Raw genomic sequence first — 15,064 nt, 5'->3', positions numbered from 1 at the left:
TACGACCAACCAATTAAGTTGCACGATAAGAATTGAAGGAATAAAATAATTATTTCAGACCCCAACAATGAAGTACATAGGAACCATACTATTTTTACTAATACCTGTGCTGGGTTTTACTCAGGAGCCTCAACAAGAGGATCTTAAAGTAGGGCTTGTATTAAGCGGCGGCGGAGCAAAAGGTCTTGCACATATTGGAGCCTTAAAAGTGATCGAAGATTCGGGAATTAGGGTCGATTACATAGGAGGAACCAGTATGGGAGCCATCATAGGGGCCTTATATGCCTCCGGTTATTCGGCGCGGCAACTGGATTCTATTTTTAATGAGTTAGATTTTAACACCCTTATTCAGGATGATATTCCGCGAAGCGCAAAAACCTTTTTCGAAAAAGATGCTTCAGAAAAATATGCCATCACCCTCCCTTTCGATAAATTTCAGATAAGTTTTCCTTCCGGACTCTCAAAGGGGCAAAATGTGTATAATCTGCTTTCCAAGCTTACGGCCCATGTCAATACGATTTCCGATTTTAACAAATTGCCCATCCCGTTCTTTTGTGTCGCCACCAATGCCGAGACAGGAAAGGCAGTAATATTAAACAAGGGGTATCTTCCCAGAGCCATCACCGCAAGTGGGGCACTACCTACGATCTTTAGCCCCGTGATCATTAACGATTCCTTGCTTATTGACGGGGGTGTGGTAAATAATTATCCGGTGGATGAGGTGCGTGCGATGGGCGCAGATATTGTAATTGGCGTGGATGTTCAGGATAGTCTGCGAAGCCGGAAGAAACTTAAATCGGCATTCGATGTGCTGGTACAGATCAATAACTACAGAACCATAAATGATATGGTCGAAAAACGCAACCGTACCGATGTCTATATTCAACCCAATATTGATGACTTTACCGTAGTTTCTTTTAATGAGGGTAGAAAGATCATAGAGGCAGGGGTAAATGAAGCCGAATCCAAACTGGATATCCTTACCGAAATTGCCGGAAGGCAACTGCCTTCAGAAAGAAAAAAGGTTAGTTTTCAAACCAATGATCAACTCTATATTACTGAAGTTGAAATTGAAGGGAACGAAAAATACACACGTTCCTATGTGCTTGGAAAACTGAAACTTAAAATTCCTGCAGACATAACCTATGAAGAATTTAGCGAAGGAGTAAATAACCTGTCTGCAACCGGAAATTTTCAGGATATCAATTATCGATTCTTTGCAGATGAGGATGGATTTTATAGCGTAAAATTTCGATTGCGGGAAAATGACGCCAAAATGTTATTGCGGCTCGGGGCACATTATGACGATCTCTATAAATCTGCTGCAAATATCAATATCACCCGAAAACGTATTTTTACCAACAACGATATTGCCGCTTTCGACTTTATCGTGGGGGATAACATTCGCTATAATTTCAATTACTATATCGATAAGGGCTATTACTGGAGCGTTGGGCTAAATTCAAATTTTAGTTTTTTCGATAAAAATGTACCGGTTGGATTTATCGAACCGGAATCGGTTGTCGATGACAATACGCAACTTAATCAGATTGATTTAAAATATGGTGATCTTACCAATCAGATCTATGTGGAAACTCTTTTTAGAAGAACATTCCTACTGGGAATGGGAGTCGAACACAAATGGCTGCGATACCTTTCAGAAACCATCGGTATAGACGAGAATAACAACCCGAGAACCATTTTTGAGAGTACGAATTACTTCAGCACCTACGGATATCTTCGTTATGATACGCTAGATCACAGTTTTTTCCCTAGCGAAGGCATCTTTTTTGAAGGTGATTTCCATTTGTATCTTTTTGCCAACGGGAAAAATAAAGATTTTGACCAATTTTCAATTTCAAAAGCCAAAGTAGGATATGCCCAAAAATTATTTCCAAAATTCGCTGCGTACCTCACTACAGAAGGGGGTTTTAAGATAGGAGGAAATGAAACCCGGTCTCTCGATTTCTTCGCGGGGGGCTACGGATTTAAACAAATCAATAATATCGTGCCGTTTTATGGATATGAAGCCCTTAGTTTACGTGGGGATACGTATTTAATGACAGTGCTAACACTAGACTATGAGATCTACAATAAGAATCATATTACACTGGCAGGGAACATTGCGAACATAGGTGACGACCTCTTTACCACCAGCCAGTGGATCGATGGTGTAGATTACAGCGGTTTCGCCGTGGGCTATGGTCTTGAAACCTTTCTCGGTCCCGTTGAGATAAAATATTCTTATTCTCCACAACTGGATGCCGGGGAATGGTACGTCACCGCAGGATTTCGATTCTAAATTGACCTCTTTAAAAATTACCGCTCCTTTGAAGAGATCGGATTTACAACATACATTCGGGGGAGGTCTGTCTTTTTCGCGCTAATTGGTAATCACATAGAGAATCGTGGTTTTAGCATAATCTTAATCCAAAAGCTGCGTAATTTTTCAGATATTTGTAAGACATAAGGTAATTGGGTGTCACGACATTAAATTCTGTGGCGAGATCATAAAACTCAATAACACAATTATTCAAAAACTAATAACAAATGCCTTTTTATCACACTTTAGGTAAAATTCCCCCCAAGCGTCATACGCAGTTTCGAAAGCCGGATGGGAGTCTATATGCCGAACAACTCTTTGGGACCATTGGCTTTGACGGGATGTACAGCAATATATATCACGAACACCGCCCTACGCAGGTTAAAGAAATAAAGAAACAGTACAATGTGGCACCTAAGATCGCGAAGGCCAACAATATGCAGTCGTATCGGTTTAGAGGATTTCAGGTAAAACCTGAAAATGATTATCTAGACAGCCGGAAGACAGTGCTCACCAATAGCGATTGCAGTATAATTTTGGCTGCTCCTAAAACATCTCAAACCGACTATTTCTATAAAAATACGGATGCCGACGAACTCATTTTTGTTCATAAGGGAACCGGAAAATTGAGAACCCATCTTGGAAATCTCGACTTTAAATATGGAGATTATCTTCTTGTACCCCGCGGAATCATTTATCAAATGGAATTCGATACCGAAGACAACAGGCTTTTTATTGTTGAATCCCGAAGACCTATTTACACCCCAAAACGCTACAGAAATTGGTTCGGACAATTGCTCGAGCATTCTCCGTATTGCGAACGGGATATCCGTAAACCTATGGAGCTAGATACTCACGACGAAAAAGGGGATTTCATAATCAAAGTGAAAAAACAGGACGAGATCTTCGAAATGGTATATGCCACACATCCATTCGATGTGGTGGGGTACGACGGATTTAACTATCCGTACGCTTTTTCCATTCACGATTTCGAACCCATAACCGGGCGCATTCACCAACCCCCACCGGTGCATCAAACATTTGAAACCGATGCCTTCGTGGTGTGTAGTTTTGTACCTCGGGTGTACGATTATCACCCGTTGAGCATTCCGGCACCTTACAATCACAGTAATATCGATAGTGATGAGGTGCTGTACTATGTAGATGGAGATTTTATGAGCCGAAATGATGTGGATGCCGGGCATATTTCATTGCATCCCGCCGGAATACCGCACGGACCGCATCCCGGAGCTACAGAGCGAAGTATCGGTAAAGTAAAAACTGACGAACTTGCCGTAATGGTAGATACCTTTAAACCGCTTCAAGTCACAGAAGAGGCCTTAAAGATCGCAGATGACAGCTACTATCAATCCTGGCTCGAATAATTTTTTTTAGGAGCTGTTTCCTGCTGTCCGCTGTATCTCTGTAGTGCCGATAAAGCAGAGCGAAGCTCGCTTTACGACTACTTCAGAGGATGCCGCTACCATCAGGGCTAGAATAATTAGCGAATTAGTACATGAGCGAATTCGTTAAATTTTAATATAGAATAAAGATTTTAACTAAAATAGTTAGCACTACAAAACAAGCGGAATAAGCTAATTAAATTATTGACATTATGAGTAAGGAATTAAAATCGGTAGACTACGGTCTCGAGAAAATATTTGAAGGAGCAGAAGACTTTCTGCCGCTATTGGGCACCGACTATGTGGAATTCTATGTTGGAAACGCAAAACAATCGGCACACTTCTATAAAACGGCCTTCGGCTTTCAATCCTATGCATACAAGGGATTGGAAACAGGTTCAAAGGATTCGGTGAGTTATGTTTTGAAACAGGATAAGATCCGTATCGTGCTTACAACTCCCCTTAACAGTAAATCACCCATTAACGATCATATTGTAAAACACGGGGATGGGGTGAAGGTGATCGCATTGTGGGTGGATGATGCCCGTAGTGCTTACGAAGAGACCACCAAACGCGGAGCAAAATCGTATATGGAGCCCGTAGTGGAAAAAGACGACCACGGCGAAGTTGTGAGAGCAGGGATCTATACCTACGGTGAGACCGTACATATGTTCGTGGAGCGTAAGAACTACAAAGGAGTGTTCTTACCCGGTTTCAGGGAATGGAAATCTGATTATAATCCCAAGCCAACCGGCCTTAAATATGTAGACCACATGGTAGGAAATGTGGGCTGGGGTGAGATGAACACCTGGGTAAAATGGTACGAGGACGTGATGGGATTTGTGAATTTTCTGTCTTTTGACGACAAGCAGATCCATACCGAGTATTCGGCCTTAATGAGTAAGGTGATGAGTAACGGGAACGGTCGAATTAAGTTTCCTATTAACGAACCGGCAAAGGGAATTAAACGGTCACAGATCGAAGAATATCTCGATTTTTATGAAGGACCCGGGGTTCAGCACCTCGCTCTGGCTACAGACGATATCTTGGAAACCATTAGTCAGTTAAAGGCACGGGGAGTCGAATTCCTTCCGCCACCACCACAGGCCTATTACGATGATATTCCACGCAGACTGGGAACACATATGGATACCATGAAGGAAGATATCAAAGAACTGCAGAAGTTATCGATCCTGGTAGATGCCGATGAGGAAGGCTATTTATTACAGATCTTTACCAAACCATTGGAAGACAGGCCTACACTCTTTTTTGAGATCATACAACGCATGGGGGCCCGGGGCTTCGGTGCAGGGAACTTTAAGGCGCTGTTTGAGTCCATAGAACGAGAACAAGCAGCAAGAGGTACCTTGTAGGTTACACTGTAACGATATGGAAACTCCATCGTCTTATGGTGGAGTTTCCATTTTTGGAACAGTAGTTGTATTTAGTACAACGAACAATAATACCCCGAAACTATGAAAAAGCTATTGGTGCTTTTAATACTACTGCAGGTGTCGACGATTTCGGCACAAAAAAGAGCCTATGGAGACGGCGAATGGTTTAAATTCCGCGTGCATTACGGGTTTATTACTGCAGGCTATGCGACATTACAGGTGGATAATACCGTGCTTAACGGCAGGGAAGTGTATCATGTAAAGGGGGAAGGACGAACGGTGGGAATGTCCAAATGGTTTTTTAATGTGGAAGATTATTACCAATCCTATATCGATAAAGAAAAGGATATTCCGTATCGATTTATTAGAAAGATCGATGAGGGCGGACATACCAAGGATATTCAGATCGATTTCAACCATAAGACCAATAAAGCCACCATTAATAACAAAAAGCACAACACTACCGAAGTAGTCGATTTTCCCAAGAACGCTCAGGATATGGTTTCGGCATTTTATTACCTGAGAAACCACCTCGATGTATCGGAGATTAAGACGGGGGAAACCATGGACCTCGATATGTTCTTCGATAAGGAAAATTTTAAATTCCGACTTAAATTCTTGGGTAGGGAAACCCTGGATACCGAATTCGGAAAAGTACGTTGTCTTGTTTTTCGACCTTATGTACAAGCCGGACGGGTGTTTAAAGAAAAGGAAAGTCTTACCGTTTGGGTAAGTGATGATGAGAACAAGATTCCTTTACTTATAAAAGCAGATCTGGCAGTAGGTTCGTTAAAAGCTACGTTAACCCAGTTTCGTGGACTACAACATTCATTTAAAATTATTGTAGATTAGTATTCATGAAGCCCGATCCAAAAACGATTGAACAAATAGCACAGCTTGAAGAAAAATTTAAGAATTCGGGCCAGGATCTCAACTCCTATTTAGACGGACTCTTATACGATAAATACCTCACCTACTGGGATTATATTCATCTCGACACCTTGTTAAGCCTACAAATTACACGTACGCATTTTCCCGATGAGGAGATCTTTATCTCCTATCATCAAATTACCGAATTGTATTTTAAGATGGTGATTAGCGAAATGAAGCAAATCATAGATGACAAACTACAACAGGCCGATTTTTTCAGAAAAAAGGTGGAACGTATCAACCGGTATTTCAGGATCATGATCAATTCATTCGATGTAATGATAAAAGGGATGGAGTACGATCAGTTTTTAAAATTCAGGATGTCGTTATTGCCGGCGAGCGGCTTTCAGTCGGCGCAATTCAGAATGATAGAAATTTATGCAACTCCTTTAGAGCATCTGGTGCATGCTTCAGTGCGTGAGAATTTTTCAGAAAAAAACAGTATTGAAGAATTGTTCGAAAATACGTATTGGAAACACGGGGGTATCGATCTGGAGACCAAAGAGAAAACCCTTACCTTAAAACAATTCGAATACCGCTATACACCACGCTTTATACGAATTGCCAAAGATGTTTTTCAGAATACATTATACCATAAATACCTGCAATTACCCGAATCTGAAAAGAATAATGAGTTGTTGATAAAAGAATTGAGGAAATTGGACGTTAACGTTAATGTAAACTGGCTTCTAATGCATATGGGAGCCGCACACAGATATTTAAACAAAGACGGGAAACAAATAGAAGCCACCGGAGGAACCAACTGGAAACAATTTTTACCACCAAGCTTTCAGAAAGTGCATTTTTTTCCTAATCTTTGGACCCAAATTGAACTGGATAACTGGGGTCGCGAGTGGGTGACCCATACGTTTAACACCGAAAAAGACCTATAGAGCTTGAAGAAACTACTTTTTTTATGGTTGCCTGCCTTAATGATCATAGGCTGTGAGACCGCAAAAGATGACATTATTGAAGAAGAGATCGTTGAAGCCCCAATAATTGTTGAGGAATATGGATATGTCCTTAATGATTTTAATGTTGTTCGCGATACCATTCGTCCCGGGGATACCTTTGGAGCCATTCTGGATGGCAATGGAGTGACTCAGGATAAAATTTTTGAAGTAGCCAATAAGTTCAAAGATAGTTTTGATGTTCGGAGGATCGTAGTTGGAAAACCTTATGTGCTTCTCAATGCAAAGGATAGCACGAACACCACTCAGGTATTTATTTATGAAAAGAACAAAGTAGATTATGCTGTGGTCGATCTAAGGGATACAGTAAATTGCTATAATAATAAAAAACCCGTTCGCTTTGAAGAACGGGTAGCTTCAGGGATCATAACAAGTTCACTTTCAGAAACCATGGAGGAGAATAATTTGAGTCCGTTAATGACCGACAGATTGGCGAAGATCTACGCCTGGACGGTGAATTTTTTCCATCTTCAACCAGGAGATCGATTTAAAGTAGTTTACACTCAGAAATATATAAGCGATACGATTCCGGCCGGATTAGACGAAATAAAGGCCGCGTATTTTGAACATCGCGGCAAACCTCTATATGCATTTAACTTTGAGGCAGATTCTATTAATAAGGTATCCGATTATTATGATGAAGAGGCCAATAATTTACGGCGTGCATTTCTAAAAGCACCGGTAAAATTCAGCCGGATCTCGTCAAGATATAATCTTAAACGACGAATTAAATATTACGGTTATAAACTGCGACCTCATAAGGGCACCGACTTTGCAGCGCCAATTGGGACACCTATATTAGCCACTTCAGACGGAATTGTAACCAAATCTGAACGTCGCGGTGGAAACGGAAATTATGTAAAGATTAAACATAACGCAACCTACGAAACCCAATACCTTCATATGCAGCGGCGCAAGGTTAAAGTGGGGGATTATGTACAACAAGGTGACGTAATTGGATGGATTGGAATGACCGGAAACACAGGCGGACCACACGTGTGCTATCGGTTCTGGAAAAACGGGAAACAAGTTGATCCGTTTAAAGAAGACCTTCCCTTATCTAAGCCATTACCAGCCGAAATACAACCCGCATATTTTGAGTTTATCGCACCCCTGCGAACACAGTTAGACTGTATTTCCTTTTAGCATTTAACAAATTAGAATTGTTAATAAATCTGTTATTAAGTAAATAACAGACAATCAGCCTATTATAATAATTCCTCTTAATTTTAAGTGTGAATAAATATTAATAGTTTTTTAATATAAGATTCATCTTTTACTTCATATTCGGAGTAATTTTGCAACTACAAACAATCTAAACATTAAACTATGAAGAAACTTTTACTATGTGTTTTTTTATTAGCTGGATTAACAGCTTTTTCACAAGGAACGGTATCAGGAAAACTTATGGACTCCGATCTGGGAGGGCCATTACCTAGTGCCAATGTTGTAGAGACCGGAACGAACAACGGTACTATAACAGATTTTGACGGTAATTTTTCATTACGGGTCAGTAATAATTCCGGAAGTATTACAATTACTTATTTAGGGTATACCACAAGAGTAGTATCCTTTACTTTATCCAACGGAACTGCTAATCTTGGGTCGATCAATATGGAGGCCGATGCTGCAACCTTAGGAGAGGTTGTCGTGGTAGGTACAGGAGTTATTGATCTTGCGGAAGACAGACAAACTCCTGTTGCTGTATCTACAGTAACGGCTCAGGAGATTCAGTCTAAGGCAGTGGGTAATGTAGAATTTACTGAAGCCATGAAAAATACTCCGTCTATATATGTCGCTAATCAATCCGGTGGTTTTGGAGACAGCCAGATCTTTCTTAGAGGATTTAGCGATGTAAATACTGCTTTCCTGCTTAATGGACAACCAATTAATAGTGTGGAAGATGGTAGAATATTCTGGTCTAACTGGGCGGGGATGGCCGATGTAGCCAATGCTATCCAGATACAAAGAGGGCTTGGATCCTCTAAACTTGCCATTTCGTCTGTAGGAGGAACGGTAAACATCATATCAAAGACCACAGACAAGAAGGAAGGTGGTTTTGTGCGTTTTCTGGCAGGAAATGACAGCTATTTCAAAGGTACAGCAAGCTATGATACAGGACTTAGCGACAGCGGATGGGCATTTTCGGTGCTCGTCGATCATTGGCAGGCTCACAGAAAATATGCCATTGGTACGGCCGGACAAGGACAGAATTATTTGTTTTCTGTTGGGTACAAGCCAAATGATATACATTCATTCAACTTCTTGATCACCGGTGCCCCACAATGGCACGATCAAAACTTTTCAAACAGCCTGGAAACGTACGAACAGTATGGTGAAAAGTATAATTCAAATACCGGTTTCTTAGATGGCGAGCGCTATACAGAGAGAAGAAACTATTACCACAAACCGGTAGCTAACCTGAACTGGGATTTTAATATCAATGAAAACACCGATCTTTCTACTGTGTTATACGCTTCATGGGGACGTGGAGGTGGAACCGGCATGTTGGGTAGAGGATCAAGAGTAAGAATGAGTAATGGGGAGATCGATTTCGACCAAACTGTTGCAAATAATATCGCTGCCGCCGAAAATGGAATAGGAAGTTTCGACGATACGAGAATTCGACGTGCCTCTGTGAACAACCATAACTGGTACGGAATGCTTTCAAATCTCTCGTTAGAGGCAAGTGAGAACTGGTCTATTAATGTGGGAGTTGACGGTAGATTATATCACGGAGATCACTTTAGACAAGTAAATGACCTGCTAGGACTTCGGGGATTTGAAGATGGCCAGATCTATATGAACGAATTTGAAGCCAATCCATGGAAATCTTTGTTCGATTTTGCCGAGGAAGGAGATAGGGTTGCTTACGACTATTCTGAAGACATCAACTATATTGGTGGAAACGCTCAGGTTGAATACGCCACAGATAAATTCTCCGTATTCGCTCAGGGAGCTGCTTCATCACAGTCATTTCAGAGAGAAGAACGATTTGATTCAGACCCGGCTAATCGCGGAAAATCGGAAAAAGTGAGTAAGTTCGGATATAATGTAAAAGGAGGGGCTTCATTTAATATTACCGATGAGCATTCCATTTTTGCAAATGCAGGAGTATTCTCTCGTCAGCCCTTTTTGGATAATATCTTCAGAGATGTTCGAGGATCTAACGAATTGAATTCTCCCGAGGTCGATAACGAAGAAATAACGGGCTTAGAAGGAGGATACCGATTCGAAAATTCTAATTTAAGAATTAATGTGGATGTCTATCGCACCGAATGGGGTAACAGATTCCTGGCTATTGGAGATCGAATTTTAACAGATCCGGCAGATCCTAATTCTGAAGTTCCGGTTACCAACAGATTTACAGATATTACTCAGGTTCATCAGGGATTAGAATTTGAATTTGCATATCGTCCCGATTCCCGTGCATATAAATTAAGAGGATACGGATCTATTGGAAACTGGAAATACGAAGGAGAAACTCCTTTCACTCAGCAAAATGACGATACCGGAGCTTTCATTGTAACCGATGGAATGTTAGACCTTACAGGTACCAAAGTAGGGAATGCACCTCAAACTTCCTTTGGAGTAGGACTGTCTATTAAATTGTGTGATGGACTCACTGTCGACGGAGATTACAATATCTATACAGACCTATATGGTTTTGTAGACCCTGAAGATGTTATCGTCGCAGCTCAAATGGGAGAACGTTACCAAGCAGAGCGGCTACCGGCCTATACCTTGATGGATGCAGGTCTTACCTATAAATTTACCCTAGGAAGCCAGCGTATGACATTTAGAGGGAATGTTTATAATCTTTGGAATACACCTTACATTAATCAAGCCGATGCATTTGGGTACTACTTAGGAGTAGGAAGAACCTATAACGCAAGCTTACGATTAGATTTCTAAGAATAAATTTTTTTTACTGAAAAGCCGTTTCATCTGTTGAAACGGCTTTTTTGTTTTTAAATAATTCCTACCTTTGAAAGACCACCAAAAAATCGTCTGCCATGTATCAAACCGTTCAAATTCTTCATTCTTATTGGGCCTATCTGGTTGTCTTAGTTGTACTCATAGCGACCTTAAACTCCCTCGCGGGATACTTTACCAAACGTGAGTATGCACCAAAAGACTTCCGAATTGCACTTTTTGCGCTAATAGTAACTCACATCCAATTTTTAATTGGTCTGGTGATCTACTTTATATCTCCTTTAGGCCTTCAGAACATAACCAATAACGGAATGTCTGAAGTTATGGGCAATTCGCTGTTCAGATTATATGCCGTTGAGCACCCGCTTGTGATGTTACTAACGGTTGTGTTCATCACTATAGGGTACTCTAAACATAAAAAGAAACTGGTTTCCAACACAAAATTTAAGGCCTTGGCAATCTTCTATACCATCGCGCTTATTTTAATGTTAAGCAGAATTCCGTGGAACCAATGGTTTGATTAGTGAATTAGGGCGATAATAATTAAGCTTTTATACGTATCTTTTCCTACCTAAAAACAGTTGTGTATCACATAAATACCTGATCGTTTGGAAACTATAGAAAAAAAATTGATCTTTTTGGTGGTCGAAGATATGGTATCTGACTCAGTTTTATTACAGAGGCAGCTTACAAAGCTTTGTAAAGAGCCAGAAATACGATTTGCAGACGGTAAATTATCGTTAATCAATGCACTAAAATCTTATGTCCCCGATTTTATTCTTTGCGATTTCAACTTGAACGGCTTTGACGCCTTTGACGTCATTGAGATTGGAAAAGAATATAATCCTTTAATTCCGGTCATTGTGATCACCGGAAATCTAAAAAATGAGCGGGATGAAGCCCGCCTCATGGAACAAGGTGCCGCCGGGTTCTTTTTAAAGGATCCCATGGATAAGTTGCACGAACGCATGCTTCCGCTTTTTCACAAATTGTTAAAAGAAAAGGAAGCGCACCTCGAATCAATCGAAAAAAAACGATTGGAGATAAATAACTATCAGAAGAATTCAGACTACTTTAGAGAATATGGCAAGAAGGGGAAGAAAAAATCAGGATTTATTAATTATTTAAAACGAATTTTCTTGCGATAATTGTTCTATGCCGAAGAAATCCTATCGAAAAATACTGAGATCCATTTATATTAATTTGCTAACACTGTTAGGAATAATTCTATTGCTAGCTGTGATCATTATATTGAGTTTTAATTCCCAGGAATTTGTCGTGCACACCTCAAATGTTCGAATGCAAATTTTGGAAACAGATGCAGCTATTCACGATGCGGAAAGCAAAAATAAAACTTATCTATTAACAGAAGATAGCGAACACAAAGAACGATATAATGCTGCCGTCCTTCTCGCAGATAAGAAGTTGGAACGATTGTCTTCTAATGCCCTGGAAAGTGCCGAACAGAATCAAAACATCCGGCAACTTGATTCATTATTCAGCTTAAAGAAGGCGGAAATGAATAAAATGGTCGATCTTATTGAAACAGGAGGGGAACAGGAAGCAGTAAAGATGGTAACTTCCAGTACACGACTTACCCTAAAAAGTGAGATCTCAATGCTCATCGATTCTATGTTGAGGGTTAACGATTCTTTATTAAATGAGCGGAGTGATAATTTTAAGGTGTTGTATATCATTACCATCCTTCTACTACTTTTTGGAATAGCCTTCATGATCTACGGATTAACCAGAGTTAAGACACAGTTGATCCCAATATATGAGGCTCTAAATAATTCGAATGAGATTTTAAATGCTGAAATTGAAAAACGAAATATTGAAATTAAGCTAAAAGAAAATCAAATGGCGATCAATGAAGGGTTGATCAATCAATTAAGGGAAAAAAATAAGGAACTAAATCAATTTGCATACATTGCCTCCCACGATCTTCAGGAACCTTTAAGAACAGTCGATAACTTCATTACCATCTTTGAAGAAGATTACGGTAAAAAATTAGATGAGGAGGCACATACCTATTTTAAATTCATTAAGAGCGCCACAACCAGGATGAGGGATCTCATTAACGGATTGCTTCAATATAGCAGGATTGGTAAATCGGGTGATATTGAAACCGTCGATTTAAACGAGGTTCTCGACGAAATAAAACAAGATCTCAGTCAGCGAATTTCAGAAACAAACGCCGAAATTGTTAGCGAGGTACTTCCTACCCTTCAGGGATACCGGTTAGAACTAAAGCAACTCTTTTATAATCTACTGGGAAATAGTCTCAAATTCGTAAGAGAAGGAGTGAGTCCGAAAATTAATGTCAGTGTTTATGAATCAAAGAATAATTATCAGATTACTTTTACCGATAATGGAATAGGAATACCTGCGAAGTACTTAACCAAAATATTCGATATGTTCTCGCGACTGCACAGTGAGAAGAATTACAGCGGTCAGGGCATCGGGTTAGCATTTTGCAAAAAAATAACCGAACTGCATGAAGGAATTATATCGGTAGATTCTGAAGAAGGGGTAGGAACAACTTTTATTGTAATTTTGAAAAAAAATCTAGAAAAGACACATGAATAGACTGGGAAAAATATTATTGATTGACGACTCAGAGTCGGATAACTTTGTTCATAAAAGGTTACTGGAAAAGGAGAACGTAGCCGAAGAAATTGTGATTAAATATTCCGGTGAAGCCGCCTTGGAATATCTTTCGACACTTGTAAAAGCAGCCTATCCGAAACCCGATCTTATATTTTTGGATATCAATATGCCGGGAATGAATGGTTGGGAATTTTTAGATCACTATAGGGATCTTGGGATTGAAAAGAAGGGAGGCATTGTAATTACCATGTTAACGACTTCGAGCAGTGAGGAAGACAGAATAAAAGCATCACAGAATCCAATGATCAATCGTTTTGAGAACAAGCCACTAAACAGAGAGCGATTATATGATATTTTGGAGAAACACTTTCCGGATCGTTTTAGTATTTAATCTGTGATTTCCTTAATAAGTACTATATACACCGGAAAATGATCGCTATAACCCCCGGTAAATCCTTCGTCTGAAAAACTTCGGAAGGGATATCCCTTATAACGACCCTTTGAATTGATAAGATAATTTTTATTAAAGATCCCTGCTGTAAAGAATCGATAGGAGGAATAATCATCGCTTAGTAATTCTGAAGAAATTATGATCTGGTCAAACAAATTCCAACCGTCTCTCCAGGCAAGTGTGCCCAACCCCTTTTTAAACATTCCCTCCATCGGATTGTATAGACTTTTTAATTGAGATCTACTCTTAGAACTATGTGTCTTAAGAAATTTCTTAACACTGGGACTCGTAGGGTCGTCGTTAAGATCTCCCATAGTAATGATCTTGGCGTAAGGGTCGATACTCCAAAGAGAATCGATAAGCCGTTTATTGAGTTTTGCCGCCTTAATTCGCTTGGGTCTGCTGCGTGCTTCGCCACCACTTCTTGAAGGCCAATGATTTACAATAATATGAATCTTTTCACCACTAAGTACGCCACTAATTACCAGTTGATCTCTAGTATAAATACGCTTTGTAGCATCATTATCGGAGTAGATCAACAGGGCTACCGATTTTGTGTGAGTTGGTATGAATACATTTTTTTTATACAGAAGTGCCACATCAATTCCCCGGCGATCGGGTGAATCGAAATGAACGATGCCATAATTTTCGGGTTCTAATTCATTGGTATTGATCAAGTCTTCCAAGACTCTTCTATTCTCAATTTCGCAAACACCAATTATAGCCGGAGCAGAACCGCTAAGCTCACGTCCCACTTCAGACAAAACTTTGGCCATGTTTCTGACTTTGTTCCAGTAAATAGGTTCTGTCCACCGATCCTTACCATCAGGCGTTCGGTCGTCATCGAATGTAATGGGATCATCTTCAAAATCAAAAAGATTCTCGAGATTGTAAAATGCAATGGTTACTGCCCGGAAATCTCTTTTAGATTGTGCCTCGCACACCACATGGTTTGAAATAAGAAATAAAATTGAAAGAACACAGATCGACTTCATTTAAAATTCGGGGAGCAGTACTTTCCGGGAGTTAATAAATATCCAGGATCG

The 15,064-nt window shown here is 40.0% G+C and carries 12 protein-coding genes; 11 read left to right on the top strand and 1 reads right to left on the bottom strand.

Features of this window, described 5'->3' with window-relative positions; genetic code table 11:
* Positions 1 to 67: 67 nt before the first annotated feature.
* From ALE3EI_RS03990 to ALE3EI_RS03940, 11 genes are all read left to right on the top strand, one after another.
* Positions 68 to 2,302 carry a patatin-like phospholipase family protein gene (locus ALE3EI_RS03990; RefSeq protein ID WP_186991065.1) on the top strand — a complete coding sequence of 745 codons (2,235 nt, stop codon included), beginning with the start codon at positions 68 to 70 and terminating at the stop codon, positions 2,300 to 2,302.
* Between the two features lie 248 nt (positions 2,303 to 2,550).
* A complete protein-coding gene (locus ALE3EI_RS03985) occupies positions 2,551 to 3,708 on the top strand; it encodes a homogentisate 1,2-dioxygenase (protein ID WP_186991064.1) in 1,158 nt (385 codons plus the stop codon).
* Positions 3,709 to 3,938: 230 nt separating this feature from the next.
* The gene (gene hppD / locus ALE3EI_RS03980) at positions 3,939 to 5,099 is read left to right on the top strand and encodes a 4-hydroxyphenylpyruvate dioxygenase (RefSeq protein ID WP_186991062.1); all 1,161 of its coding nucleotides are present in this window, start codon (positions 3,939 to 3,941) and stop codon (positions 5,097 to 5,099) included.
* Positions 5,100 to 5,201: 102 nt separating this feature from the next.
* The gene (locus ALE3EI_RS03975) at positions 5,202 to 5,972 is read left to right on the top strand and encodes a DUF3108 domain-containing protein (RefSeq protein ID WP_186991060.1); all 771 of its coding nucleotides are present in this window, start codon (positions 5,202 to 5,204) and stop codon (positions 5,970 to 5,972) included.
* Positions 5,973 to 5,977: 5 nt separating this feature from the next.
* Positions 5,978 to 6,943: a tryptophan 2,3-dioxygenase family protein gene (locus ALE3EI_RS03970; protein WP_186991058.1), complete on the top strand. Its 966-nt coding sequence runs from the start codon at positions 5,978 to 5,980 to the stop codon at positions 6,941 to 6,943.
* A gap of 3 nt (positions 6,944 to 6,946) precedes the next feature.
* Positions 6,947 to 8,167, top strand: a complete 1,221-nt coding sequence (locus tag ALE3EI_RS03965) for a M23 family metallopeptidase (RefSeq protein WP_233279994.1) — start codon at positions 6,947 to 6,949, stop codon at positions 8,165 to 8,167.
* Positions 8,168 to 8,350: 183 nt separating this feature from the next.
* Positions 8,351 to 10,936 carry a TonB-dependent receptor gene (locus tag ALE3EI_RS03960; protein ID WP_186991056.1) on the top strand — a complete coding sequence of 862 codons (2,586 nt, stop codon included), beginning with the start codon at positions 8,351 to 8,353 and terminating at the stop codon, positions 10,934 to 10,936.
* 101 nt (positions 10,937 to 11,037) lie between these two features.
* The gene (locus ALE3EI_RS03955; protein WP_186991054.1) at positions 11,038 to 11,481 is read left to right on the top strand and encodes a hypothetical protein; all 444 of its coding nucleotides are present in this window, start codon (positions 11,038 to 11,040) and stop codon (positions 11,479 to 11,481) included.
* Between the two features lie 84 nt (positions 11,482 to 11,565).
* Positions 11,566 to 12,105, top strand: coding sequence for a response regulator (locus tag ALE3EI_RS03950; protein WP_186991053.1), 540 nt, complete (start codon positions 11,566 to 11,568; stop codon positions 12,103 to 12,105).
* Between the two features lie 7 nt (positions 12,106 to 12,112).
* Positions 12,113 to 13,546, top strand: a complete 1,434-nt coding sequence (locus tag ALE3EI_RS03945; RefSeq protein WP_186991051.1) for a sensor histidine kinase — start codon at positions 12,113 to 12,115, stop codon at positions 13,544 to 13,546.
* Positions 13,539 to 13,958 carry a response regulator gene (locus ALE3EI_RS03940; RefSeq protein WP_186991049.1) on the top strand — a complete coding sequence of 140 codons (420 nt, stop codon included), beginning with the start codon at positions 13,539 to 13,541 and terminating at the stop codon, positions 13,956 to 13,958. The genes ALE3EI_RS03945 and ALE3EI_RS03940 overlap by 8 nt, the downstream gene beginning before the upstream one ends.
* On the opposite strand, the gene ALE3EI_RS03935 is transcribed toward ALE3EI_RS03940, so the two are convergent.
* A complete protein-coding gene (locus tag ALE3EI_RS03935; RefSeq protein WP_186991047.1) occupies positions 13,955 to 15,013 on the bottom strand; it encodes an endonuclease/exonuclease/phosphatase family protein in 1,059 nt (352 codons plus the stop codon). The two genes, ALE3EI_RS03940 and ALE3EI_RS03935, sit on opposite strands and share 4 nt — an antisense overlap.
* Between the last annotated feature and the right edge of the window lie 51 nt (positions 15,014 to 15,064).

The organism is Constantimarinum furrinae, assembly GCF_014295415.1.
GTDB lineage: Bacteria > Bacteroidota > Bacteroidia > Flavobacteriales > Flavobacteriaceae > Constantimarinum > Constantimarinum furrinae.
Note: the sequence above shows the minus strand (reverse complement) of the source record. Positions and strands in the feature narration are given on the sequence as shown.